The sequence below is a fragment of the Tengunoibacter tsumagoiensis genome (assembly GCF_003967535.1).
Taxonomy (GTDB): domain Bacteria; phylum Chloroflexota; class Ktedonobacteria; order Ktedonobacterales; family Ktedonobacteraceae; genus Tengunoibacter; species Tengunoibacter tsumagoiensis.
Window position 1 is genome coordinate 2,082,788 of sequence record NZ_BIFR01000002.1, and the last position, 22,853, is coordinate 2,105,640.

At 47.7% G+C, this 22,853-nt stretch carries 15 protein-coding genes; 10 read left to right on the forward strand and 5 right to left on the reverse strand.

Annotated elements, in window-relative coordinates:
* The first annotated feature begins 307 nt into the window (after positions 1–307).
* Genes EL628_RS28445 through EL628_RS28455 form a run of 3 tightly spaced genes read left to right on the forward strand, consistent with a single transcriptional unit; the run spans position 308 to position 3,253 of the window.
* Positions 308–544, forward strand: coding sequence for a ferredoxin (locus EL628_RS28445; protein WP_126583355.1), 237 nt, complete (start codon positions 308–310; stop codon positions 542–544).
* Positions 534–1,961, forward strand: a complete 1,428-nt coding sequence (locus EL628_RS28450; protein ID WP_126583356.1) for an NAD(P)/FAD-dependent oxidoreductase — start codon at positions 534–536, stop codon at positions 1,959–1,961. Before EL628_RS28445 ends, EL628_RS28450 begins: the two co-directional genes overlap by 11 nt.
* Before the next feature lie 20 nt (positions 1,962–1,981).
* Positions 1,982–3,253: a cytochrome P450 gene (locus EL628_RS28455; RefSeq protein WP_126583644.1), complete on the forward strand. Its 1,272-nt coding sequence runs from the start codon at positions 1,982–1,984 to the stop codon at positions 3,251–3,253.
* A 204-nt stretch (positions 3,254–3,457) separates the two neighbouring features.
* Here EL628_RS28455 and EL628_RS28460 read toward each other — a convergent pair whose 3' ends face one another.
* The gene (locus EL628_RS28460) at positions 3,458–3,688 is read right to left on the reverse strand and encodes a PNPOx family protein (protein WP_245994514.1); all 231 of its coding nucleotides are present in this window, start codon (positions 3,686–3,688) and stop codon (positions 3,458–3,460) included.
* A gap of 204 nt (positions 3,689–3,892) precedes the next feature.
* Between EL628_RS28460 and EL628_RS28465 the strand changes: the two genes are divergently transcribed.
* From EL628_RS28465 to EL628_RS28480, 4 genes are all read left to right on the forward strand, one after another.
* Positions 3,893–4,897 (forward strand): pentapeptide repeat-containing protein, encoded by a 1,005-nt coding sequence (locus tag EL628_RS28465; protein ID WP_126583357.1) that lies wholly within the window; start codon positions 3,893–3,895, stop codon positions 4,895–4,897.
* A gap of 233 nt (positions 4,898–5,130) precedes the next feature.
* Entirely contained in the window at positions 5,131–8,328 is a 3,198-nt protein-coding gene (locus EL628_RS28470; protein ID WP_126583358.1) for a WD40 domain-containing protein, read from the forward strand.
* A gap of 54 nt (positions 8,329–8,382) precedes the next feature.
* The gene (locus EL628_RS28475) at positions 8,383–9,690 is read left to right on the forward strand and encodes an ArsB/NhaD family transporter (protein ID WP_126583359.1); all 1,308 of its coding nucleotides are present in this window, start codon (positions 8,383–8,385) and stop codon (positions 9,688–9,690) included.
* Between the two features lie 103 nt (positions 9,691–9,793).
* The gene (locus EL628_RS28480; RefSeq protein WP_161975854.1) at positions 9,794–10,597 is read left to right on the forward strand and encodes a formylglycine-generating enzyme family protein; all 804 of its coding nucleotides are present in this window, start codon (positions 9,794–9,796) and stop codon (positions 10,595–10,597) included.
* A gap of 142 nt (positions 10,598–10,739) precedes the next feature.
* Here EL628_RS28480 and EL628_RS28485 read toward each other — a convergent pair whose 3' ends face one another.
* Both EL628_RS28485 and asnB read right to left on the reverse strand, forming a co-directional pair.
* Positions 10,740–14,288, reverse strand: a complete 3,549-nt coding sequence (locus EL628_RS28485) for an nSTAND1 domain-containing NTPase (RefSeq protein WP_126583361.1) — start codon at positions 14,286–14,288, stop codon at positions 10,740–10,742.
* A 69-nt stretch (positions 14,289–14,357) separates the two neighbouring features.
* On the reverse strand, positions 14,358–16,208 hold the full coding sequence (gene asnB, locus EL628_RS28490; RefSeq protein WP_126583362.1) for an asparagine synthase (glutamine-hydrolyzing): 1,851 nt from the start codon (positions 16,206–16,208) through the stop codon (positions 14,358–14,360).
* Positions 16,209–16,434: 226 nt separating this feature from the next.
* Between asnB and lipP1 the strand changes: the two genes are divergently transcribed.
* Positions 16,435–17,385 carry a LipP1 family hormone-sensitive lipase gene (gene lipP1, locus EL628_RS28495; RefSeq protein ID WP_126583363.1) on the forward strand — a complete coding sequence of 317 codons (951 nt, stop codon included), beginning with the start codon at positions 16,435–16,437 and terminating at the stop codon, positions 17,383–17,385.
* A 26-nt stretch (positions 17,386–17,411) separates the two neighbouring features.
* Here the strand turns inward: lipP1 and EL628_RS28500 are convergent, their stop codons facing one another.
* The gene (locus EL628_RS28500; RefSeq protein ID WP_126583364.1) at positions 17,412–19,604 is read right to left on the reverse strand and encodes a WD40 repeat domain-containing serine/threonine protein kinase; all 2,193 of its coding nucleotides are present in this window, start codon (positions 19,602–19,604) and stop codon (positions 17,412–17,414) included.
* 459 nt (positions 19,605–20,063) lie between these two features.
* On the opposite strand from EL628_RS28500, the gene EL628_RS28505 reads away from it, so the two are divergent.
* Together EL628_RS28505 and EL628_RS28510 are read left to right on the forward strand one after the other, a co-directional pair.
* Complete coding sequence (locus EL628_RS28505) at positions 20,064–21,017, forward strand: phosphotransferase (RefSeq protein WP_126583365.1); 954 nt, start codon at positions 20,064–20,066, stop codon at positions 21,015–21,017.
* Between the two features lie 162 nt (positions 21,018–21,179).
* The gene (locus EL628_RS28510) at positions 21,180–21,761 is read left to right on the forward strand and encodes a lysophospholipid acyltransferase family protein (protein ID WP_126583366.1); all 582 of its coding nucleotides are present in this window, start codon (positions 21,180–21,182) and stop codon (positions 21,759–21,761) included.
* A gap of 126 nt (positions 21,762–21,887) precedes the next feature.
* Here the strand turns inward: EL628_RS28510 and EL628_RS28515 are convergent, their stop codons facing one another.
* Complete coding sequence (locus tag EL628_RS28515; RefSeq protein WP_161975855.1) at positions 21,888–22,784, reverse strand: 5'-3' exonuclease; 897 nt, start codon at positions 22,782–22,784, stop codon at positions 21,888–21,890.
* Positions 22,785–22,853 lie beyond the last annotated feature (69 nt).

Here is a 22,853-nt window from a genome sequence, read left to right on the forward strand (position 1 = left end):
AAAGGATAGAGCAGTTCTCCATTTCTTTTCTTAGAAGAGGGGAGAACGTTTACTGAATGTCATTCTACATGCCCTTTCTGCCGCAGAGTGTGTCTCTCTGCGGCAGAGTCTATTTAGCCCTCATCAACTGCTGTCTGCCCTCCTCCACCCTGCTCGTAAAAACGCTCGCCCTATCTGAGAAAGCCGCTATGCCGGGCGTGATATCAGTAGAGATAAACGTGTAACAATGCCAGGATCTGAAACGTTTTTAGACTGTTTACTGTTGATCGGCCTTTTCATTCGTTTTCCCCCAAAGAGGTTCAGATCTATGCGCATGATTGTTAACTTAAATCGCTGTCAGGGTTACGCTCAGTGTTGTTTTTTAGCGCCAGAAGCCTTCCAACTTTTGGGAAACGAGGCACTCCTCTATAATCCCGCTCCTGATGACGATCTCCATGAAAAGATTCAACGTGCCGTTGTAGCCTGTCCAGTTCAAGCTATCCGAGTAGAATGGCAGAAGGCACACCAGATCAGCCGTACGGAAGAGGGTTCGCATGGTAACTAGAAGAGATCTCCTGGATCGCTTTCGCAAGGAGGGGCGCATTGTGATCGTTGGCGCTTCACTGGCCGGGGTAACTGCGGCTGAGACAATGCGCAAAGAAGGATATCATGGGCAGATAACGATCATTGGAGATGAACCATCCGAGCCGTATGATCGCCCACCTCTATCCAAACAGGTGCTCATGGGCATGGCCTCAGCGATGAAGACGACTATTCCTCGCATACCACAAGTTGAGGATGTCCAGTGGCGATTGGGAAAAGCTGCGACCAGACTTGATCCAGATAATAGACAGGTCCTTCTCGCCGATGGGCAGAAGGTGGATTTCGATCGTCTCTTGATTGCAACTGGAGTGCGGGCCCGGCTATGGCCCAATGAACAGGAGTCTACACTCAAAGGAGTCTATGTCTTACGCACCAATGAAGATGCGCAAAAATTGCAGCAACATCTGAACACTGCACCTGAGCATGTGTTGATTATTGGAGCTGGCTTTACAGGCTCTGAAATTGCCTCCGTCTGTCGGAGTAAGGGCTTAAAAGTAACGGTGACCGAACGTAGTGCTTCCCCTCTGATGAGTGCTCTCGGTGGGGAGATTGGTTCTATCGCCAGACAACTGCAAAGCGAGCACGGGGTTGATCTCCGCTGCAATACCACAGTCACGGCGCTAGAGGGCGATGACCAGCACCGCCTCCGACGTGCTCACCTCTCAGACGGAAGTATCCTGGATGTAGAGATTGCAATTGTCGCCCTGGGCTCTATCCGCAATACCGAATGGCTCCGAGGATCAAACCTTGCAGCCGGTCAGTTGGGGATTACATGCGATGCAGGTTGCCGCGCTTTTGATATCAATGGGATCGTCACCGATGATATCTTTGTCGCCGGTGATGTCGCGCGTTTCCCTCATCCTCTCTATGACTATCAGCTTATTGTCCTGGAGCATTGGGGCAACGCTATGACACAGGCCGAAACTGCCGCCTTTAATATGGTCAATCTGCCGACCCAGCGCCGCCCTCATCTGGCCATTCCTTCATTCTGGTCAGTCCAGTTCGAGATCAATATTAAGTCTGTTGGCCTCCCTCCATTTGCCGATGAAGTGGCAATTGTACAGGGATCAGTGGAGAGACGCGAGTTTATTGCAGCCTATGGGCACAAAGGACGAATTGTAGCAGCCGTGAGCTTTAATCAGGGGAAATGGCTCCCATACTATGAACGGCTGATCGCACAGGCGGCTGCCTTTCCACCAGTTGCACCAGCCTATGATACGACCACACCGCTACAGATTAAACCCGCTCAATTCCCAGCCACGCCTATTCCCTCGGCAACTCCATCAATAGCGCTCACAGGCTATGCGCCAGGAGAGCTTCGCGCAAAGTACCTTGAAAATATGCCAGCTGCACCAAAAGTTGCAGTATCGCATCCATAGTTTAGCAAAGGGGAGAGATGATGGCAGCGGGAACGCTTTTCCAACAGATTAATGACTATGCCAATCGGCATAATCCCTATCCACTTTACGCGCAATTATTAAAAACACCTATTATACGCGAGCCCGATGGCAGCTATGTCATTAGCAGTTACCGTCTGGTAACGCAGCTCCTGTCTGATCCTCGCATCAGTTCTGATGCACGCATTCGGGGTCCAGAAGATAAAGCTGCTCGGGCTGCTGCCTCAAGCGAGTTCCCTGCTGGTTTTATCCGCACTGACCCTCCTGAACATGATCGATTGCGGCGTATGGTGACACGTCAATTTGGCCCTCCTCATACTCCTGATCTGATTGATAGCATGAAACAGGAGCTCGCCACCATCGTCAATAAGTTGCTTGATACGTTGCAAGGTCGCACACGTCTCGATATAGTTGATGATTATGCCTACCCATTTCCCGTCACCATTATCTGTAAGCTATTAGGAGTGCCTCAAGAAGATGAGCCCAGGTTTCATGAGTGGGCAGATGCGATTGTTATGGGACTTGATCCGCATCCGCAAACCTCCGCTGATCATCCGGTCATGGACGCGGTTGAGGCGAGAAATCAGCTTGGTCACTATATGGCAAAGCTGATCCTTGAACATCAACAACATCCAGGCACTGATATGCTGTCAAAACTTACAACAGACCAGGGACCCGATGGAACGTTACCGTTGGGTGACCTGATCAGTACGTCAGTCTTACTCTTAATTGCTGGTCATGAAACAACGGTCAACCTTCAGACGAATGGAATGTTGACGCTTCTGCGCAATCCATCTATTCTAGAACAACTGCGGAATGATCCCGATCTGGCAATTCCATTAGTTGAAGAACTGCTGAGGTTTGAGCCGCCAGTGCAGTTTAATTCTCAGCGTACAGTTGCAGCTGATATCACTATCGATGGAGTAACGATCCCGAAAGGATCACCCATTTACATGATGCTGGCAGCGGCTGATCGGGACCCGGCTCGTTTTCCTGATCCAGATCGCTTCTGGCCCGAGCGCCCAGATAATCAACATCTGGGCTTTGGCAGCGGGATTCATTATTGCTTTGGAGCACCCCTGGCTCGTCTGGAAGTACAGATTGCATTGAACACACTGGCCCAACGCCTGATTAATCCTCGCCTGGTTGAAGATCCTCCACCGTATCGCCAGAGTGCCGTCTTGCGCGGCCCTCGCCATTTACTGGTTGATATCGATGGCATACGGCCAGCTCAAGGTCAAGCCCACTCCACACCACTAAGCAAGAAAGCTTAAACCTGACCAAGTGATACTATAGAGTTATTGATCACAAGATCAGCAAAAGTGAGTTTTACCAGCTTTCAGGGAGTACGGGAAGAGAAACAAAAAGAGAAGTAGCAACCGCTTTTGGCAGCCCAGGCTAGACTCTGCATTATCAATCAGCCTCTAGCCTGGGCTGCCAAAAACAGGTGTGGAATGTCAGCTTTAAAACCAGGATCGTTATTTCCAGATGATTTTCTTGATAACCGGCTTACCATCCTGAAAAGCAGGTCCTTCAATACCACTACTCCAGGAGACCTTTGGCGTAATCACAATATATGTACCAGGACCCCGGAAGCCCTCCTCAAGATGCAGAATCTCGGCCTCTCCATGAAGCTTGATCGAGCGTGGCTCCAGGGAATCGAGCGAGCGTAGTTCATCAATAAGTAGCGACACCTGACTCTGGGACATTCCATTGAGTCATAATCATAGAAGAGTCAAGCCACATCTCATAGAGATTATTTGTGCTGGTGTATTTGATAGAAGCAGGTTTTTTTCCATAGACTATAACAAAACGCAAGAACGCCTAAAAAAACACTACCAATTGAAAAAAACACATCCTTATCCGTCTATACCTAATAAGGCCGTATTCTTTCTAAGGAAGGTGAGATACAGATGCCAAATCAACAACATGTAGATATCCTTAAACGGGGCGTTGATATCTGGAACAAATGGCGACAAGATCATCCTACTATTGAACCAGACCTTCGACAGGCATCACTTCAGCATGGCAAATACAGAGGCATTAATTTACGAAATGCAAAGCTGATTAAAGCGCATTTAGCATCTGCTGATCTCCAGGGGGCAGACCTGACCAATGCTGATCTCCAGGATGCCGATCTTACTGCCACAAAGCTCACATATGCAACCCTCGAAAATACGCATCTCGCTCGTGCACAGCTCAATAAGGCTGATCTCCGGGAGGCGCGCTTAGAGGGGGCGAATCTGAGTAAAGCCAATCTGCAAGGGGCAGATCTACGCGAGACGCTTCTTGATGATCGCACAAAACTTGATGGGGCTCACCTGGGCGGTGGTGGCACCAGCGAAATCTCATTAGTAGATATTCGTTGGCGTAATGCGAATATTGCTGTGATTGATTGGCAGGGACTTAAAATGCTTGGCGATGAACAGCGAGCACGACAAGAAGGGACACAGAATGCCTATAAAATAGCGCTACGAGCAAACCGGCAACTTGCTCTGGTCCTGCGCGAGCAAGGATTAGGTGAGGAGGCCGATTTCTTTGCTTATCGTGCACAGGTTATCCGTCGCGCTATCCTAAAACTGCGTAAACGCACGTTCCATCAGTACCTTTTTTCATGGTTTCTTAACCTCCTCGCTGGCTACGGCTATAAGCCAATCCGAAGCCTTATCTTCTATGTTATCAGTATCTTTGCCTTTGCGTTAGCGTACTTCTTCTTTGATTTTTTTACTCATCAACCAAAAAACTTTGCTATTGAGCTCCTTATTAGCTTGAATAATTTTCATAGCCATGGTCTTTTTCTCGTTCAAGAGATTACAGGCAGCCTCCCTGATGTGCTGGGAACGCTCGAGGGCATTGTAGGACTGCTGATTGAGGCCAGTTTGATTGCCACCTTTACGCAACGTTACTTTGGCCGTTAATTGTTTCAACGGTGTATTGTGTAGAAATGAGAGATGTGGTACTATGCGTTTATATACTTGGATTTTCGCATAAAATAATGTATTATGAGCATAGTAACAACGTTACAGAAAATTTGGTTATCTGTAATCGATGTTCGCAGCTACGGTAAGATATTCATTCATCGTCTCTGGTGAGGAAATCAAGCCATTCATTTCATGAGTAAGCCTGGAATGTTGAGAGGAGTCGCAAGAGTATGCATCTGTATAGCGCCATGCTTCTAGGTTCCATCCCTCCCTTTGCACTAGGGATTCCTTTATCAAAGCTCGTCTCCTTCCTTGTCTCACTCATTGTTGGTCTGTTGCTATTGCCTGGCCTCTATTCAGGAATATTTCGCAATCTCTTTGCGAGAAATAAACAGCCAGCTCCATCTTCGCTCGAAGAGCCTCCTTTTGAGGATTGGGAAGTACTCAAAAAGCAATGGAAAGAGGGGGCCGAAGAACGTGCCCGCAATAAGCCTATAGGCCTTACACTAGACGATCAGACAATTCTCCCCAAAAATCTCCAGAACCCTATCGCTCTATCACCCAATGGCGCGTTTATTGCCTCGGGCTCGCGCGATACGATGATTCGTCTCTGGGATCTCTACAAACAGCAAAATTTAACCCGCCTGAATGCACATACGAAACTGGTCAGCACAATTGCCTGGTCGCCAAATAATCTCCTTGTCTCAGGAGCAAATGACAAAACAGTTCGTATCTGGGATGTGAACAGGCCGGAGCCGTTAAATACATTGGAAGGCCACCAGGATGTGATCAATGCTATTGCCTGGTCGCCTGATGGGAGCAGACTGGCATCGGGCTCTGATGACAAAACGCTTCGTATCTGGGATACGCTTTCTGGTCGACCGCTGAAGGTCTTGCCAGGGCATCCTAAAGGACTGCGCTGTGTCGTCTGGTCGCCAGATGGAAAACGCATAGCCACAGGTGGCAATGGTGGATTGATCCGTATCTGGAATGCCGAGACAGGACAGCCAATCTGGTCAAAAGAGTCACATACGAATGGGGTCTATTGCCTTGCCTGGTCTCCTCAGAACGCTCAAGGCAGTAGCTATATTGCCTCAGGTGGTAAGGATGAGACTATTCGCATCTGGAACCCTTCTACAGGACGTGAAGAGCGCATCTTAGAAGGGCACTCCAATAGTATAACGCGTGTCTCGTTCTCTCACGATGGACTTCTTCTCGCCTCGCTTTCGCCTGGAAGCGGGGCCGAGATCATTTTCTGGCGCACAGATACCTGGGAGCGCGTAGCCACACTCCCTATTAATCCATCAGCTCGCAATCCACCCATGGCCTTTCAGCCCAATGAGCCAAAGCTCTTAACACTGGGCGAAGAATTGGATGAGATTGCTATCTGGCACGTAGATAGCCATAAGCTGATCGAACGGATTCTCCCCTCCATCCAATATGTCAATGCAAAGGTTGTTCTGGTTGGCGATACGGGTGTTGGCAAAACGGGTCTCGGATTGGTGCTGTCGAGTAATCCATTTGTCCCCACTGTTTCCACTCACGGTCGCCATATCTGGACGCTCAAAAAAGAAGAGGTCGTCATCCATCATGACAAAAAAGAGCTCCACGAAATTATCCTCTGGGATCTTGCAGGGCAGCCTGGCTACCGCATCATTCATCAGCTTCACCTGAACGAAGTTACCGTCGCTTTAATTGTCTTTGATGGGGCCAGTGAGACCAATCCATTCGCAGGAGTACGGCATTGGACCCGCGCCTTGCGTCAGGCTCAACAAAAACAGCGTGAAGGGGCTCTACCACTCAAAATCTTCCTCATTGAGGCGCGCATCGATCGCGGTGGGATTGGTGTAAGCGATGAACGCATTAAAGCCCTCATTCAAGAATGTGGCATCGACGCACATTTTAAAACCAGCGCCAAAAGTGGCGAGAATATTCCTGAGTTACGCCAGGCTATTATTGATGCCATTCAATGGCAAGATATCCCTCCAGTCAATTCAACAGAGCTTTTTCAACAGATTAAAGGGTTCCTTTTGGAAGAGAAAAAAAGTGGACAGTTGTTGGTTCAGGAGAGAATCCTCTACCGTATATTCGCAAAAGATAAAATCGATGCCCCTTCCCTGGCTCAATTTATTACCTGTATCAAACATGTCGAAGCCAGTGGTTTTATCAAACGGCTTAATTTTGAAGAGTTTGTCCTGCTACAGCCTGAGTACATTGATGCCTACGGATCAGCTCTGATGAATGCTGTTCGCGATGAACCAGACGGCCTGGGCTCGATCTCAGAGGATGATGCCAAACAGGGTAGATTTAAAATTCCTACGGATGAACGGATTAAAGATAAAAAACAAGAGCAGTTCCTTCTGCTGGCAATGATCGATGATCTGCTTTATCATGAGCTTGTGCTCCGTGAGCAGACCAATACGGATACCATGTTGATCTTCCCTTCTCAATCGACTATTGCCAATAAAGAGATGCCCAATCCCAAAGGGAAGATTGTTAGCTTTACGTTTGAAGGGCCAACTCGCAATATTTATACAACCCTTGCCGTCCGTCTGGCACGAAGTGAACTTTTTACAAAAAAAGATTTATGGCAGGATGCTATCACCTATAAAGCGGCAACTGGTGGGACCTGCGGCTTATTTTTACAGAATCGCGAAGAGGGAGAGGCTGAACTGATTCTCTTTGCAACCAGTATGGGAGAAGAGACCCAAAAACTTTTTGTCCATTTTGTCACCTTACACCTGCTCAAACATGCCATTCCAGGTTCTATTGAACGCCAATATATTATTATCTGCCCCAATTGTAAAGAAGAGATCTCGGCCAGAGTCATTCAACTCCGCCAGGAACGTGGCTTTAAAACACTCAATTGTCCAATCTGTGATACCCTTGTCAATATCGATACAGGGAAACAGCGGCTCGATACGGCTCCACTACCAACCATTATTGAAATGGAATCGACCGCGGATAGTCGGCGCGATCTGGCTATGTTACAGGCCAGGCGAAGTAAGAACGATCAAAAAAATGTGTACGATGTCTTTCTATGCTACAATGAGGCTGATAGTCAGACAGCTAAACAGATCGCTGATCACTTTATCGAGCATGGGATTATTCCCTGGATCGATCAATGGGAAGCCGATCCGGATAATAATCATACCATCCAGGAGTATATTCATCAGATCAAAAATGTCACTCTCTGTATCGGTAAAGATGGTCAGAATCCATCTCAGCAGCCTGCTACACAGGAACTTTTACAGGCCTTTCTCAATCAAGGGGCTACCATTATCTCTGTTATTCTCCCAGAATATCAGCAGGAAATGCTGGCAATGCCATTACCGATGGGAAGTACGGTTCAATTCGATCTCCGCGATGCAGATAAAGAAGAGATGAATGATCTGATTAATTACATCTATGTCTCAATAGAGCCATGATCATGAGCAAGATCATATAATTAATACCTGTGGTGGTTATTAAGGAGTAAGGGTATGAGTTCCTCTCTGGTGCATACAGCACTGGCTGGTGCACTGCTTGTTGTTGTACTTGCATGTATTCTTATTCGGCCACGAAACATCCATGTAGCCTGGCCAGCTGGTATTGGCGCTTGCCTGGCAATACTCTTCGGCCTGATCTCTTTCCCCAGCCTGCAAACGATTTTCCATACCACATGGGATGCCTCAGCCACATTAATTGCACTCTTTATTCTCTCTGAAACGTTAGATAGCAATGGTTTTTTCAGTTGGGCAGCACTTCTTCTCGCTCGTTCGGCTCGGGGATCGGGTTGGCGACTCTATCTTCTCATGCTTTTTTTAACAACTATTGTAACTGCACTTCTAGCCAACGATGGTGCGATTCTTATGCTTACCCCTATCTTTGCCCATCTTCTCTCTACCGTGTATCCAAAACGTAAAGAGCTCTGGCTTCCATTCCTTTTTGCAACTGGCTTCTTCGCCGATTCGATGAGCACACTCTTTATTCCTAGCAATCTGACAAATATCATCATTGCTGATGCCATGCACTTGCAATTTATTCATTTTGCACTCTGGATGGCACTTCCAACCTTAGGCGCGTTTCTGATGGGGAGCATCGCCTTCGGTCTCCGCTTTCATACGCAGATTAACACCATGTACACGACAACGCTCCTCGCGTCACCTGCAACTGCTATCCGTGATCGCCAACTCTTCCGGATCGGCTGGCTTGTCCTGGCTGGATTGGTTCTGGGCTATATTATCAGTAGCTTTATAACGATTCCAATCTCCCTGGTTGCAGGAAGCGCCGCTCTCGTGATGCTCCTTCTGGTGCATATTCGTGGACTCCGTTCCATCAATAAGGTTCTTCTGGCTGCGCCATGGAATATTCTGATTTATGCTCTGAGTATGTTTGTCGTTATTACAGCAGCATTTCAAGCGCATGCGCTCTCATTTCTTACTGAACCATTACAGCAGTTTGTCACCTCAACTGCATCGTCTCTGCAAGCACTTGTAGCTGGCGGTATGTTAGCTGTCTTGTCGGCTGTGGTTAATAATCTACCAGCAACCCTGATTGGTGTGCTGGTCTTACAAACAGCCCACACTACCAATCCCTTCTCCGTGTATGCCTTGATTATTGGGGTTAATATTGGACCGAAACTTACTCCATTCGGCTCCCTTGCAACGCTCCTCTGGCTTAGCATCCTGGCTAAACATGATATTCCTATCTCCTGGGGCAGGTATCTACGTGAGAATTGGTGGGTTACTATTCTCGTTTTTTGCGCCGCTTCCGCATTTCTCTCTCTGTCTCACTTAATATTGCATTAAGCAATGAGATGGAGTATAGTTAACTATATAGATACGGATTTTTAGGCATTCTTAGAGAAAAGAGCCATCGTCATCTATTTTGCAGAAAGGGATGATCTCGTATATGTTTCTTCCACCTAGAATGACACAGCTTGGGTTCAAAGCCTTCTCAACCAATGGGGTTGAGTATGTCATTCCACCCACCTGCCATATACCTGGTGGCAAATTTGTGATGGGGAACCGCATTGAGATCGATCCACAGATGATGGACGATGAGCATCCCAGACATCCTCTTCTCCTTCCCGATTATTATATCGCGGCTTATCCAGTCACCGTAGTAGAATATGAATTGTTTGTCCACAATGGCGGCAAGGCACCTGAGACACGTGGCCTTGTCTCCTGGGCTCAACAGATACGCAATCCTGAGCACCCGGTTGTCTGCGTACAATGGGTCGACGCGGTTGCTTACACAAAGTGGTTGAGCGCACTCAGTGGACGAAAATGGCGTTTACCAACAGAACCTGAGTGGGAGAAGGCTGCACGTTGGGATGTCAAAAATGCCCGCTCTCTTATCTACCCATGGGGCAACCAGTTCGATAAAAATCGCTGCAATACAAGAGAAAGTCAGATTGGCACCACGATCCCTATTGGGTACTATGGCGCAAAAAATAAAAGCCCCTACAATGTTTTCGATATGGCAGGCAACATATGGGAATGGACGAGTAGCATCTATAAACCTTATCCCTACGTGGCTACCGATGGGCGCGAAGATCCTACTCCACAAGAGCATAGTCATCGGGTCTCTCGCGGCGGTGCCTGGCGCTTACCACTCGAGGTCTCACGCTCCGCTTGCCGCAATTTTGAGTCACCAACCAACTTTGCAGGCTACTTCGATGATGAAGGTTTCCGACTTGCTCTTGATCTGTAGTACGCAACGTTGGGCACTGGCAACAGAGCAGTGCGGGTGGCTGGCAATAACCTTGAGCCAGAACGAATGATGGCAGAGAGCTTACTGTATGCTCTTTTTAGTTGTCCATTCTTTTCTCTATGGATGAGAAAAGAATGGGCAACTAAAAAGAGCGTGCAACCTCAAGCATGTCTTTGGGTTGCCAGAGCCAGAGATCAATGCTGCCATCTCTCTGCGCCGTGACAATATAGCGATCATCAGGGCTAAACATAATGGTTGGCATGAGCCCGGGATAATGTAACTGCACAATCTTTTGCTCGGTTGCTATATCCCAGACACGTACATACTCATCTACTGATGCCGTTACGAGATAGTTACCATCCGAGCTAAAGGCCAGGGCTTCAACTGTACTGTGATGCGGGAGGAGAGCACGACGAAAACCTGTCTGAGCATCCCATAACAGCGCATCACTGCTGGCTGTGGCAATCAAACTCTCGTCCGGACTGAGCGCCAGGGCATACACAGGTCCCTCATGCGGTAGGTCAATGTCATAGAGCTCAATCGTGGGCCCCCAGCGCCAGAGTCGAGCGTAAGCCTCGTTGTTGTGCGCTGTGACAAAATAAGTATCTCCCCAGGCCAATGCATTTAATACGCTCGCTTGCTGAATTGCAAGTTCGCGATAGCCTTCATGCTCATTTTGCATCCAGAGGGTTATACACCCATCAGGTGTTGCCAGGACAAGATAGCGTTCGTCTGGGCTAAAAGCCAGGTGGCTTACTTGCCGATTCGATAAAAAATCTTGCAGACGATCATCTTTCAGATGATACATCAAAACTGTACGCTCTTTTCCCGCTGTGAGAAGATAGCGCCCGGTTGGGCTAAAGGCCAATGCTGTTACATACTCTTGATGACGATAATGGACGATCAATTGCTCGGTTGCTACTGACCATACATAGACGCCACCTTGCTTATCTGTAGCTACGAGATGCTGCCCATCAGGACTGAAGAGGAGACGATCCACGGCCTCGTCTGGTGGCAACTGCAATGGCGGCAAATGAGGTAGATACTCTTGTGTTAAAACATAGATCGTCCCTTCTCGGCATCCCACTGCTAATGTCGAGGCTCCATCTTTTTGAGGGTTGCGCACAATAGCGTTGATGGTCATCGAAGAAGAATGCAAAACAGGTTTCACCAATGGAGCGCTAAATAGATCCCAGATGCGCACTTTCTGATCACTACAAACGGTAATGAGCTGATTCTGATGAGGGCTGAAAAGCTGTGCGATCAACGGAGCGGGATGAAAAACGCGCTTGATCTCCTGCTGAACGATTAGATCCCATACATACACTGTACCATCCTCCAGACCGATAGCTACATACTGCTCATTTGCACTAACGTTGAGCTGAGTAATCGGTAAGGGAAATGAAAAAGTGTGCAATGCGGTGCCATCAGGCAGTTGCCAGATCGAGGCTGATCCATCGGAGCCAGCAGTTACAAGATAAGTACCATGTGGGCTAAACTGGACAATACGGACGGTTGGATGTTGGATGGAAAAAAGCAATCTTCGCTCTTCCCAGATTGGAAATTCCTCTATAAACGCACTTTGATGCTCCAGATCAGATGATTGGATCGGTATCTGACAGACGGCAACACCACCAGCCTGACTGGCAGTCACAATATACTGTCCCCCTGGACTGAACAGAATCGTATGGATCGAAGCACTATGAGAGATAAGCGGCAGAGAGGTCGTACTTTGTACCGGCCAGAGATATACCTGACCATCATCTCCACCTACAGCAAATGAGCCACCATCTGAACGAAACGCTACGGCTTGAATAAAAGTAGCATGATTACGTCTGGGAAGATGCTCCCCTTTGACCAGGTCATAGAGTTCAGTCCAGCCTCGCTTCGTGTTACTATGCACAGTCATCAGATAGCGATTCTGAGGACTAAAAAGAAGCGATTTGACACCTGCTTTCTGGACAGCCATGATGTGCTGCTGGTGAAGAAGATCCCACAGATGAATCATTCCATCTTCACTGACTGTGCCCAGCAATGTTTCATCGTCATTGAAATGTGCCTGCACAATAGGCGTACCGTTGGTATAAAATTCCGCGTAGATCTGAGCCGTTGCTAATTCTAATACAAGCAGTTGAACCTGATCTCGCACAAACGCCACAAAACGTCCCTGTGCACTGAGCGCCAGAAAGCGCATCTTTCGTCCATCTCCATAGGTATGGAGTAGTTGAGGCAACAACACAATACCATGCCGCAACGCCTGATCAGCCTCAGCAGATGGGGAGAGCTCATGAGCTTCAATCGCTAATTGTAACCCCTGAAAATGGGCCATCGGCTGCTGATAAAGCTCTTGAGCGGTGGCAACAAGCATACGAGCTTTGCTCAACTGAGCATGTTGTTCAGTTACCTGTTTCTGTTGTTGGGCGAATAAGCAAGAATCAATAAATCTATGCTCTTGAGATGTCAGACGCTCAGGTGTTCTTTGTCTCCAGGCCTCAGCCATCAATAAAGTCCCCCCGGTCAGAAAGGGTTCTGATAACTGCACCTGTCGTTGAAAAGACGCATACCAGAGCTGAAATTGCTGCTCTTCCTCTATCCAGGTCCGTAACCGACTCCACTCATAAAGCAGTACATCGCTGGCTAAAGCAATCATTTCTTGCTGAGAGTCCGGGTCAATTCGTACGAGAAAGAGCCCTTGCTCAATACACAAAGAGAGTACTTGCTGATGATCAGGTCCTCTATTTAGAATGGATAAGTGCCTCAAAGGCAATGTTATACCGAATCTCTTTTCATTCACGTCTACCAGTTGGAGAACAATACGCTGGACATATGATTGTTCATCAAGACTGAGAGAGTGGAAGAGCTGTTCAAAATGCTCCTCTACGGTGCTGATAGCGCGTACAGGTTCTCGTGCAAGAACGCTCGGTTGCTTATGTTGGGCCCATATCCCAGCCAATCGCAACTGATAGCGTGAGAACAAGCTTAATTGACTCTGCTCGCACATCACCTGATCCAGTATTGTTTCAGCTAATTCTCTCGAAAGAGCATAGTTATGTTTACGAGCCTGCTTGTGAGCCAGGGCAAGCAGGTCTGAACGCCGATGAGGTGCGACAACATTGACCAGATTCTGCTCAACATAGCGCATAAGACCCTGTTGCCTGGCTAACAAAGCATAAGAGCTATCGCGTAACACAAGCACAATCACTGCTGCACGCCGTTGCAATACTCTTACTATCTGTTCAACAAATTGCGTCTGTACTTCGGAAGAGGCAGAGCGTAAAAACTCCTCATAGTGGTCAAGAATGAGCACCGTCTGATCATAATCATAGCGCTCATTCCATAGCTTTATGCTTGTCAGCAGGTCCATGGAGGCGCCTTGTAGCCCACATTGTTCCAACTGTGCCAGCGGATCTGTTGTTACAGATAGTTTGAGCAGACCAGGCGATCGACCCTGTACATGTGCATTCTGCTTCACAAGCGGAATGAGATAAGCTTGAACGAGCGACGTTTTGCCACAACCTGCCGGGCCTATAAGCGTCAACAGAGTTGTTGTCTGCTGCCAGCGTTGCTCTAATAGAGCGAGAGTCGCCGGGTCGCCCACAAAGAGTTCTGCCTCTTCCTCGGTACAGGGCTCAAAAAAATATCTATGTGATGCAACGGAACGACAATACTCTGAAAGAGAGTGATCTTGCATGGCGCACCTCTGTAGACGCTAAGAAGTACGGAATACAAAGACAATGTTCTTCACTGACGATCAAAAAAACTAGAGGACAAGCTTTACGTGGTATTCCTTCAACCAGGCATTAAGTTGAATGACAGACTCGCACAAGGAGACAACCATCTCCGTTGAAGGAAGTTGCACGTTTCCCCTGACAATAGCTTCTACGACCCTCGGATTGATCAGTGCATGCACTGGCTCATTGGTAGCACTTAGAATACTAAGGGTCCACTCCTGCATAGCTTTTAAATACGAAGGATTCTGTGTTGCAGGATATGCGCTCTTCTTCCGGTTGCGGACATCATCCGGCAGGACATCCGAAAAAGCATTGCGCAAAATTCCTTTCTCTATCTGGCCAGTATTCTTCATATCCCAGGGGATATTCCAGGCATATTCAACCAGACGATAATCGCAGAACGGGACGCGGACCTCAAAGCCAACGGCCATACTCATACGATCTTTGCGATCTAACAGCATCGGCAAGAACCACGTCAAATTCAAGTAGAAAATCTCACGCATTCTGGCAGCTCGCCTATCTTCACCTTCTAGATACGGCACCTCAGCCAGTGTTGCCTCATACTGTCTGGCGGCAAACTGGTCAAGCTGAAGCTTTCGACTGAAATCTTCATTAAGCCATCCAGATAAGCTTCTCTGCTGACTGGGCACATCTGAATCTCTCTCTACCCCCATACTCACAAACCATGGGAAGGTTGGGGTTGAGATAGCTCGTTCATTATGAAACCAAGGATAGCCCCCAAAAACTTCGTCGGCAGATTCTCCCGAGAGGGCAACTGTTGCATTCTGTTTCATCGCCTTGCACATAATATAGAGCGAGGTCTCCATCTGACCAAGCGCGGGTAGATCATGTGCACGCATTGGGATGAGGAGATTCTCAACCAGTTCCGGCGTATCAATCATACAGGTATGATGATCTGTCCCTACATGCTCTGCTACTCTCTGCACCCAGGGAGCATCCAGAGATGGACGCAAAGTCTGATTCTCAAAATGGGTTGCGCTATCAACAAAATCAATAGAATAGCTACTCAGGGTCTTGCCCGCACGCTGAAATTCTCTACCAGCCAATGCCGTTAACCCGCTCGAATCCAGCCCTCCTGAGAGCATTGTTACTACAGGCACATCTGCGATAAGCTGCCGTCTGACAATATCATCCAGCAGGAAACGGAGATGTTCTTCAGTCGCCTTCAGATCATCTGTATGAGGAGCGCTCTGTAACGACCAGTATGTAATCGTCTGCGTACGCTCTCTCTCACAAAGCACCATATGCCCGGGTCGAAGCTCATGGATATTGCGGTAGCCACTTGAACCTGGTTGATGGCCAATGGGAAGAAGGATACTTGCAAGATTCTCTCTATCAACTTCAGGCTGCACCAGCGGATGAGCCAGGAGGGCCTTTAGCTCTGAGGCAAAAAGGATTGCGCTGCCTCGCTGCGTATAAAATAATGGTTTGACCCCAAGATGATCGCGAACCAGTAGGAGGCGCTGCTTCTCTTCGTCCCACAGGCCAAAAGCGAAAATTCCATTCAAACGCTGGACACAGTTCTCACCCCATTCAAGATAACAATGAAGCAACACTTCTGTGTCTGAATGAGTACGAAAACGATGACCCAGGTTTTCTAATTCCTGGCGCAATTCACGAAAATTATAGATCTCGCCATTATAAGTCAGAGCATATTTCTCGTTGTACACGAATGGCTGAGGCCCACAATCTGGATCAATGACAATTAAACGGCGATGAGCAAGAGCCGCATGCGAAGAAAGCCAACTTCCCGCCAGATCTGGTCCTCGATGACCCAGTGTAGCAGACATGTGTTCAAGCGCTGAACGTTGATTGGAGAGGTCATCAACCCAATCAACCCATCCTGTGATACCACACATAGAATAATGGTCTCCTTTTGCTTTCTTGTCCAACATTCACTCAAAAAATCGCTAGATCAGTATGCATCTCCCGGTCACTTATTCACGAAGAGAAATAAAAACTCCGATCAGCATTATATGTTCCCCAGGAGCAGAGCGTCAAGAAATTAGAGAGATCAACAACATAGACGTCCAGGACATGCTATGCTAGAATTGCATTACACATCAGCTTTAGGAGGATTCGCTTATGCCCCTCGACCCATTAGTTGCGCGCTATCTGGAAAAACTTAACGCGCTTCACAACGATGAGCCTGCTCAAGATCTCTCTCTGGCAGAAAAGCGTCTGCGCTCCGAACAAAACGCTATTGCTCAAGCTGGCGAACGAGTGAGCATCGGCTCTATTATGAATCTCACCATTCCTGGTCCAGCAAGCGATCTTCCTTTGCGCGTCTACATTCCTGAGGAAGAAGGGCCCTTCCCAATCTTTGTCCATTTTCATTCGGGTGGCTGGGTCTTTGGAAGTATCGAGGCGAGCGATGCAGTCTGCCGCTTACTTGCGAAACAGGCTCATTGCATTGTCATCTCTGTGGGGTATCGTCTGGCTCCAGAACATAGATTTCCTGCGGCACCCGAGGATTGTTATAGCGCCACCGTATGGGCACACGCGCATGCACACGAGATCAATGGGGACCCTGACCGAATTGCAATTGGTGGAGATAGTGCTGGTGGCAATCTTACTGCAGCAGTAACCTTAATGGCTCGCGATCGTGAGGGGCCGAAGCTTTGCTGTCAGGTCATAATTTATGGCGAAACAAACTATCCTGAGCCTGAGACTGCCTCTTACACCTTCTATGCTCATGGCTATGATCTTACACGTGAAGACATGATCTGGTATTGGGATCAGTATCTCGCCTGCAAAGAAGATGCCAATCATCCTTATGCATCTCCGTTACGGGCGGAAGATCTCAGTCATCTTCCGCCTGCATTGATTATTACCGCTGAATACGATCCCGTTCGCGACGAAGCCGAACTCTACGCCCAACGCCTGCAGCAGGCTGGTATACCAGTCCAACTCACACGCTATAACGGCATGCTCCATAGCTTCTTTCGCATGTTTACCATTTTCCCTCAAAGTAACGTTGCCCTTCAAGAAGTGGCAAACTACCTGGCAGGTGCCTTTCAGAAGGGTTTTGTCTAAGAGAATGTCAGTACAGGTGACGAAGGTCAGGAGATATGCCAGAGCTTCGTTACTTTATCATAACAACCTGTTGCCAGATGCATGCTATCAGGCGACCAGGAGAGTCCGTAGACGACTCCTGTACTGATGGTCTGCTTAACGTTCAAGGTGGTTGCATCGAGAATATCAACGGAGGCATTGCCAGGATAGGCGGCAACCCATTTTCCATCTGGCGACCAGGCAACATTCCCCATGGGAGCGCCACCAGTATATTCGTGTGTGACAAGTGTACGTACCGTCTGAATATCCCAGATGCGGACAATATAGTCCTGGGCTGACGAGACAAGACGTTGACTATCATTCCGCCAGGAGAGCGCTGTAACCTCCTGGCTCTGGCCGCTCAGCACCATTTTTGTCTCTGCTGTCTGTGGGTCCCAGACACGAATCTTGGTATCATCACCACCTGAAGCAATATAACGGCCATCCGGTGACCAGCTAATAGCCTTTATAAAATCTGTATGCTCTCGAAAGGTTACACGCGGATTCCAATTGGGCAGATCATAGATCACAATGGTGTTATCTGTTGAGCTTACGGCCATCTGTTTGCCATCGGGTGACCACGACATCAAAGGCACCGGTGTGACATCTTTATCTCTTGAGAGAAGACGCTGTCCATTGGTAACATCGAGAATCTGGATCGATCCATCAGCAAAACCAATAGCGACCTGTTTAGGATCATGTTTTGACCACACAATCGACCAGGGATAAGCATCAGATTGATGGGGCTCGAGATTGCTCACAACGGAGAGGACACGTTTGCCATCCGCAGCCTGCCAGATATGACAGGTTCCATCATGCGAGCCAGAAGCCACATATTTCCCATCTGGCGACCAGGCCACGAGCCAGATCCAATCGGTCTGCCCTGTATACGTCTGCTCGGCCTGTTCCCCCCCTTGCCCCACCGTTTGCCCCACTGCACTACTGCTTCCCGTAAGATTTTTTAAGGTCGTAGTGGAATGTGTATTCGTATTGTCCCCAGGCAAAATTTGGGCATTGGACAATACTGAAAAGGCCGTCAGGCCAACCCCAACGACTGCGATTGACGAGATACCCACGATCAGCTTCCGACGCGATACCTTTGGTGCGGTCACTGGCACGCTATTATGAGGATACCCCTCGGGAACTGAAGCTTGCAGATATGTCGATTGAGTCACCTGCTTGACTGGTGATGGGTTATAGAATTGAGTCGCCTGATTGACTGGTGGCTGGCCGTAAAACTGAGTCGCCTGCTTCATTGGTGGCTGGCCGTAAAACTGAGCCGCCTGCTTCATTGGTGGCTGACTGTAAAAAGGCTGCTGTGCAACTGGAGGTGACAGATATCCATAGCCGGGTTTCACCATCGTTGGCTGTTGCTGAGGATGTGTAAAGACTGCCTGCGCAAAGGCCTGTGCAAAATCGAGAACCGTAGGAAAGCGCTGCTGTGGATCTTTATGAAGCGCAGTCATAACAACTTGCTCGACAGCATCTGGTATGGATGGCATGAGATTGCGCAATGGGGGTGGAGGAGACACGGAATGCTTGATTGCAATCTCGGTATACGAGCCCTCAAAAGGGCGCTGTCCACAGAGCCATTCATAGACGACTACCCCAAGCGAATATTGATCACTGGCCGGAACAGGATGCGCCTGAATCTGCTCAGGTGCCATATAGGCAACGGTACCAGCGATATTCTGTGTACTGGCTTTTGAAGAGGTTTGTGTTACAATCGCGATCCCAAAATCTCCCAGAATCACTTCATTTTTGGCATTCAGCATCATATTCTCAGGCTTAATATCGCGATGAATCACCCGCTGACCATGCGCATAGTGTAAGGCTGAGGCAACTTGCAATAAGACAGGCACAATCTCTCCAATAGGTACGGCCTGACCTTTAGGGAAACGCTGGCGCAACGAGCCATTATAGGCATAGTCCATCACCAGATAGGGAGTACCAGCCTCAACACCAAAATCGAAGATGCGCACGATGTGCGGATGACTGAGCGCTGCAACAGTCTGTGCCTCTCGACGAAAAGCCTCGATATCTTCATTGGCAAGATGAGTATGAAGAACTTTTATAGCGACCAGGGTATGCAAATGAATATGTTCAGCCAGATACACATCGGCAAAACCGCCCGAACCAAGCAGGTTCTTTAAAATATAGTGACCAAGCTGCTGCCGAAAACCTTTTTGCTGTTCTGCCATGTTGCTTCCTTACGGTAATTTTTAAGTGAAAAGAGAACGAGCATCCTTCTATGATCTGCCATGGCTTGAGGATGTATTTCTTCCTTGATATGCCTGATCTCTTATTCTCCAAGCATAAAATAAATGCCGCATAAAAAGCATTACTATAGGACCTTTAGCTGGAATGTCTTTCTTTACAAGAACGGGTAAATTGCGTATACTTACTTTGCAAAACTACATTTATCTTCACTCAAATCTTGTCAGCCTCGAATATCTGGCAAATATTGCTGGCTGCATGCATAGAAGCCGTCTTGTTTTATTCATTGCTGTCCTCATGCAATGAACTATCCCCCACTTACTTTTTAGAGCTTCCTGTTCCATCAATTGAATCGATAGCTCGCTGTCAGCAATTTTTAACCATACTCTTTACGGCTGTGCCATCAGCATAGTTTGCACATACAACAAGCGAAAGGGTCTTGAATGATGACGACACAACCTGCACGAACACTCGCAGCAAAACTTACAGCCATTGCCAATTTCTTCGCGCTTGGTGAGGTTCTTGATCACCAGCGGATTCACCATTCCACGAATGAGAACTATCTGGTAACGACGTCCCAGGGAGAGTATCTCTTCAAAATTATCGTTAATACTACAATCGAGGATATCTGCAATGGTCTCCCTTTTCTACAACGTCTGGAACAGCAGCAGTTTGCAAGTACTGCCTATTATCTCCCTTCACCGCTGGGAGAGGTTGCCTATTGTAGCCACGACTGCAATGCTGTTGTCCTCCGTAAACTGCCAGGGAACATTCCTGATCCATCTGAGCAGGTCTGCGCTGCTATCGGTCAGCCTCTGGCTAAACTACATCTCATTCCCCATGATCAGCTACCCGAGAAACGTCACTGGCTAGATGCTCGTTATCTGCCAGAGGCCATACAGGCGGTGGTGGCACGCTATGGCACAGATCGATTACACGAGACCCTCAAGGTCTTCTCTTCTTTGCAGGATTTTAAACCTGCAACATTTCCACAGGCGATCATCCATGGCGATCTCTGTACGGTGAATTGTTTGTTTGAGGGCGATCAATTGACAGCATTTGTAGATTGGCAGGAGATCGGAATTGGGGCAGCGCTGATTGATTTTGTCTCCACGGTCCTTGGTTTCTGCTTTATCGATGAACCTGAGGGAGCAGATTATTGGGCGATCTTTGATCCCAATCTCTATTGTGCCCTCTATCAAAGCTATACGAGCATTCGACCATTTTCAGACTATGAGAAGGCTCACCTCGATTATGCGTTCAAGTATGTTGGACTTACTCAGCCCGTCTGGTCGATGTTGATGTGGGATCAGTATCATCAGGGGCAAGAGATGATTGAAACTAATACGATGTACTGGAAATTTGGGCTGGATAAGATCACGTTGCCCAAACTCTAAGCAAACTATATGCTCAATGATCAGATGTGCGGGATTGTATCATGAAAGATGGAATCTTGCATCTCTGATCACCCTCATGATGATACTGAGCATACATCTTTCTATTATAATAGAAGTAATGCATAAGTCTGGGTACAGATCCCGTTTTGTCAGGAGTGCACTATGTATTACTTTTTTGTCCTGCTGGGCTATCTCATTATTCCGCTCTTCTGCCGTTTACACATTGTTGGACATGAACATATTCCACGCCGAGGGGCAGTGGTCTTAACATGTAATCACCAATCCTGGATCGATGTGATTATACTGGCCTTTGCTATCCGGCCTCGAGTTGTCCATTATATGGCTAAACAGGAGCTTCTGGCTTATCCAATCTTAGGACCTCTATTGGCTGCGGTCCATGTCTTTCCGGTTAATCGAGAACATCCTGGTCCGAGCGCGATTAAGGTTCCACTTGCTCTTTTAAAGCAGGGGGCAATGGTTGGGATCTTCCCAACTGGTACCCGAACAAGTGAAGATGTCGCGCTAAAGCAAGGAGCCATTACAATTGCGTTCCGGGCCCAGGCTCCCCTGATTACGGCCAATTATACAGGACCCACAAGCATGCATTGGAGCTTCCTCTTTAAACGTCCCGAGGTCACGGTGCGTTTCTGGCCTGCAATCTCCATTCCTGAAGGCAATGATAAAAAGCAGGCCATGCAGATGATGATGGAAAAGATGACCAGCCAGCTAAAAGCCAATGGATAATGATGATGAAATTTCATCAATCTATTATCCACCTTCTTACACAAAGCAATGATAGTGCTTAAAAATGCACGCCCTTTCCTATAAAAAAAGAGCAAGACCATTTACGTGTGTAAATGGTGCCAACCTTTATTTACCTTCTTCCACAGGATCTTTAACAACCATTTTCTGAGCAACTATTTTCTCTTGAAAGACTCCTAGCTGAATAAAAACCTGTCTTACCGAGAGGTGTAATATTTTTTGTGAATCAAGCTCTGTCAACAAGAGCTGATCCACTGGATACTGATCCTGAATGGCGACAATCCGACGATTAATTTGAAGCCTCTGTTCGTATTCCTGAAGAGTGGCAGCCATTTTTGGCTTGAGCTCGGCCAGACGGAGATACACCTGCTCAAGTGAGCCATACTGTTGCAACAACTGGGCCGCCGTCTTGGGTCCAATCCCTGGAACACCTTTAATATTATCCGAGCTGTCACCGATCAATGCTTTATAATCCACAAATTGATCTGGTTCAACTCCAAACTGCTCTTTCACGAGCTCCGGTGTAAAGAGCGTTTCATTCTTTCCGCGTTGAACGCATAAACTGATTCGTTCATTCACAAGCTGCAAATAATCACGGTCAGCCGATAAAATAATCACCTCATAGTCGCGTTCTAACAATCGTGCATAGCTGCCAATGAGATCATCTGCCTCCACTCCTTCGATGGAGAGATAGGATAAGGAGAGATATCGAAGCGAATCATAGACAATATCAATCTGCTCAAATGGATTCTCTCCCTCCGCAAAAAATTGTGGCCGATTTGCTTTATAGGTCGACAATAGCTCCACACGCTCTGATGGGACCGCGGTATCAAAACAGACCACAACTCTCTCTGGCTGGAAACGCTGAATAGTTTTGAGCAGGGCACCAATCATTCCATAAGCTCCATGCACAGCACGTCCATCGACCGATGTAAAAACCCGTGGCATCCCTAAAAAATACTTAAATAGTATATTATGCCCATCAATTAAAAGTGCTTTCTTCACTGTAAAACCTATCTTTTCTTGTGTGTAACGCTCACGCAATAAAAAAACCAGCTCATCTGTCATACCCAG

What these genes read in the sequence shown, in the direction of transcription:
- EL628_RS28445 (WP_126583355.1), top strand. Translation starts at nt 308, where the DNA reads ATGCGCATGATTGTTAACTTAAATCGCTGTCAGGGTTACGCTCAGTGT.
- EL628_RS28450 (WP_126583356.1), top strand. Translation starts at nt 534, where the DNA reads ATGGTAACTAGAAGAGATCTCCTGGATCGCTTTCGCAAGGAGGGGCGC.
- EL628_RS28455 (WP_126583644.1), top strand. Translation starts at nt 1,982, where the DNA reads ATGGCAGCGGGAACGCTTTTCCAACAGATTAATGACTATGCCAATCGG.
- EL628_RS28460 (WP_245994514.1), bottom strand. Translation starts at nt 3,688, where the DNA reads ATGTCCCAGAGTCAGGTGTCGCTACTTATTGATGAACTACGCTCGCTC.
- EL628_RS28465 (WP_126583357.1), top strand. Translation starts at nt 3,893, where the DNA reads ATGCCAAATCAACAACATGTAGATATCCTTAAACGGGGCGTTGATATC.
- EL628_RS28470 (WP_126583358.1), top strand. Translation starts at nt 5,131, where the DNA reads ATGCATCTGTATAGCGCCATGCTTCTAGGTTCCATCCCTCCCTTTGCA.
- EL628_RS28475 (WP_126583359.1), top strand. Translation starts at nt 8,383, where the DNA reads ATGAGTTCCTCTCTGGTGCATACAGCACTGGCTGGTGCACTGCTTGTT.
- EL628_RS28480 (WP_161975854.1), top strand. Translation starts at nt 9,794, where the DNA reads ATGTTTCTTCCACCTAGAATGACACAGCTTGGGTTCAAAGCCTTCTCA.
- EL628_RS28485 (WP_126583361.1), bottom strand. Translation starts at nt 14,288, where the DNA reads ATGCAAGATCACTCTCTTTCAGAGTATTGTCGTTCCGTTGCATCACAT.
- asnB (WP_126583362.1), bottom strand. Translation starts at nt 16,208, where the DNA reads ATGTGTGGTATCACAGGATGGGTTGATTGGGTTGATGACCTCTCCAAT.
- lipP1 (WP_126583363.1), top strand. Translation starts at nt 16,435, where the DNA reads ATGCCCCTCGACCCATTAGTTGCGCGCTATCTGGAAAAACTTAACGCG.
- EL628_RS28500 (WP_126583364.1), bottom strand. Translation starts at nt 19,604, where the DNA reads ATGGCAGAACAGCAAAAAGGTTTTCGGCAGCAGCTTGGTCACTATATT.
- EL628_RS28505 (WP_126583365.1), top strand. Translation starts at nt 20,064, where the DNA reads ATGATGACGACACAACCTGCACGAACACTCGCAGCAAAACTTACAGCC.
- EL628_RS28510 (WP_126583366.1), top strand. Translation starts at nt 21,180, where the DNA reads ATGTATTACTTTTTTGTCCTGCTGGGCTATCTCATTATTCCGCTCTTC.